The sequence below is a fragment of the Massilia norwichensis genome (assembly GCF_024753245.1).
GTDB classification, from domain to species: domain Bacteria; phylum Pseudomonadota; class Gammaproteobacteria; order Burkholderiales; family Burkholderiaceae_D; genus Telluria; species Telluria norwichensis.
This window is the reverse complement of record NZ_JANUGX010000062.1, coordinates 1-3,187: the sequence shown is the minus strand read 5'-3', so window position 1 is coordinate 3,187 and position 3,187 is coordinate 1. Positions and strand designations below refer to the sequence as shown.

The 3,187-nt window shown below is 61.5% G+C and carries 1 protein-coding gene; it reads left to right on the top strand.

Annotated elements, in window-relative coordinates; all coding sequences use genetic code 11:
• The first annotated feature begins 194 nt into the window (after nt 1–194).
• Entirely contained in the window at nt 195–3,110 is a 2,916-nt protein-coding gene (locus NX782_RS26060; RefSeq protein ID WP_308633141.1) for a TonB-dependent receptor, read from the top strand.
• Nucleotides 3,111–3,187 lie beyond the last annotated feature (77 nt).

Sequence of the window (3,187 nt, the reverse complement as noted above, 5' to 3'; positions counted from 1 at the left end):
TGCGATGTAAATACTGAGTAAATACAAACGTTCTTTTACGTTGAAAAAATTAGCAAAAAGATGTTTCGAAAATACAACGAACGGTGTTTTTATGATTTTAATGGTTACAAATTAGTACAAAAAAATTCTTTCCTCGGCGACACTCTAACTGTGCATATGCTTTGCACATAACAATTACAAGCCGAGGGAATAACTTGAACAAGCAACTCATACTGAAGCGTAGCGTCATCGCGGTGGCGGTGGCACTTGGCGGCACGTCGATCGCGTTCGCGCAGACTGTAAGTGGTAGTGGTAGTGAAAGTGGTAACGGTAAAGGGGATAACGCCCAGATGCAGCGCGTGGTCGTCACGGGCTCGAACATCAAGCGTGCCGACAAGGAAGGTACCGCACCGGTCAGCGTCATGACCGCGGCCGACATCAAGGCGACCGGTGCGACCACCGTTGCCGACCTCATGAAATACGTGCCGTCGATGGGCTCGGACGGCAACCAGGACTTCACCAGCGGCGGCGGCTTCGCCAAGGGTGCGGCCACCGCCTCGCTGCGCGGTTTCGGCTCGTCCTCGACCCTGATCCTGCTGAACGGCCGCCGCATGAACCCGGCGCCTTACGCCGACCCGAACACCGGCAACTCGGTCATCTATGACCTGAACAGCATCCCGATTTCGGCCATCGAGCGTATCGAAGTGCTGCAGGATGGCGCCTCGGCCGTGTACGGTTCCGACGCAATCGCCGGCGTCATCAACTTCATCCTCAAGAAGAGCTACCAGGGCGCCGAGATCTCGGCGCGCTACGGCGCCAACGACGACCGCAACTTCGCAAAGAAGGGCGCGAACGTCATCTTCGGCAAGGGCGATCTGGACAATGACGGCTATTCCTTCATGGTCACCGCCGACCTGAGCCAGCGCGACCGCACCGCGCGCAAGGATGCCACCGACATCGAGTACCAGCAGTACCAGATCATGAACGGTCGCTACAAGTCGAACTACTCGACTTATGTGTCGCAGTATCCGACCATCTTCAGGGAAACCAGCCCGGGCAGCAAGAACTTCGGCGTGACCCGCGCGACCGCACCGAACAACATCGTCTTCAGCTCGGCTTGTCCGGATTCGGAAAAGATCACCCTCGGCGAGAAGGACGGCCTGAACCCGGCCACCAGCACCATCCTCGGCCGCACCGTCTGTAACTACGACCAGGACCGCTTCGACGAAGCCCAGGGCTGGGGCAAGGACATCAGCGTGCTGTCGCATGGCGAGCTCAAGCTGGGCCAGAACATCGTCGGCTTTGCCGATCTCAGCTACAACCGCAACGACCGCGAATACACGGCTGCGCCGCTCACGATCGGCACCACCAGCAGCACCAGCTTCACCGCCAACGGCGTCGGCACCCCGTTCCAGCTGATCCTGCCGGTCGGCCACCCGGACAACCCGTTCGCCAGCGACCGTGCTTCGGCCTCCTACCGCTTCACGAACCTGCGTGCCGGTTCGGCATCGATGACCGAGGGCTACCGTGCCCTGGCTGGCCTGCGCGGCAACCACTTCGGCTGGGATTGGGAAAGCGCGCTGTTGTGGAACCGTTCGAACCGCGACGATTACTACTACGGTCGCCTGGTCCTTGCGACCCTGAACACGATCATGACCCAGAATCGCTCGCTGGCCTCGGTGGCCGCCGATCCGAATCTCGGCCACGATGTGCTGTCGAAGAACACTTCGCAGATCAGCCAATGGGACCTCAAGGTCTCGCGCGAGTTCGGCCAGCTGAGCGGTGGCGCCATCGGCATCGCGGCCGGCGTCGAAGTCCGCCGCGAAACCACCGACCTGAATCCGGACCCGATGGTCGCGAATGGCGAGATCTATGGCCTGGCCAACACCATCCTGCACAGCGGCCGTACCGTCAAGTCGGTCTTTGCGGAAACCCGCCTGCCGGTGCTGAAGAACCTGGAATTCGACATTGCCGGCCGGGTCGACAAGTACCCCGACCTGAAGAGCAACTTCGTGCCGAAGGTCGGCGCCAAGTGGACCATCAGCGATTCGATCGCTGTCCGCGGCACCTATGCCGAAGGCTTCCGCGCGCCGTCGCTGAGCCAGATCGTGCCGGGCGGCGCCCAGTACTTCCTGCGCAACGTCTGGGATCCGAAGCGTTGCGGTCCCGACCACCAGACCCCGGCACCGGGCGGCGGCACCGTCACCGACTGCGCGATCAACATCGCCGGCACCGGCGGCTTCAATCCGGACCTGAAGCCGGAAGAGTCGAAGACCTGGAACATCGGCCTCATCCTTTCGCCGACCAGCAATTTCGATGTGACGCTGGATTACTTCCACATCAAGCGCACCAACGAGATCGTGCTGGGCACCGCGAACGAGGCGCTGAAGAACGAAGACCGCTTCCCGGGTAACGTCACCCGCAGCACCACCGGCCTGCTGGTGGACGCGGCCGGCAAGCCGATCCCTGGCACCGGCCAGCTGCAGATGGTCGCCACGCCATGGGAAAACCAGGGCATGACCGAAGAAGGCGGCGTCGACATCGAAGCGCAGTACCGCCTGCGCCTGGGCGAGTACGGCACGGTGCGCAACACCCTGCGTTCGACCTACGTCCAGACCTACAAGATCCAGCAGTTCCCGGGCGACCCGATGAACAACGTGGCCGGCACCATTCCGGGCCTGAGCGACTGGCTGCTGTCGGCCGGCACTGCGATGCCGCGCTGGAAGAGCAGCTTCACCAGCAACTGGAGCCGCGGCGACCATAACGTGACCGCCTCGGTCAACTACGTCGGCCCGGTCTCGCTGCTGCGCCGCTACGATGGCGACACCAAGTACGCACAGCCGTTCTGCCACTTCGGTACCCGCAAGCCGACCGATGCCGCACCGGACCGCGATACCTCGAACCCGCTGTACGAGACCTTCTATCCGAAGTGCTCGGTCAAGGAATGGGTGACCTTCGGTCTGGGCTACACCTATACCGGCTTCAAGAACTGGACCCTGACCGGCAATATCCAGAACCTGTTCGACACCAAGGCGCCGTACGATCCGAACTACACTGCAGGTGGCTTCAACGAAGACCTGCACAACCCGTACGGTCGTTACTTCAACGTCAGCGCACGCTACACCTTCTAAGTGTTGCAGCGATGCCCGCCCGGCCAGCCGGGCGGTGCACAGGCCTGTATGCAAAAAGCCCACCGGCTCGCGCCGGT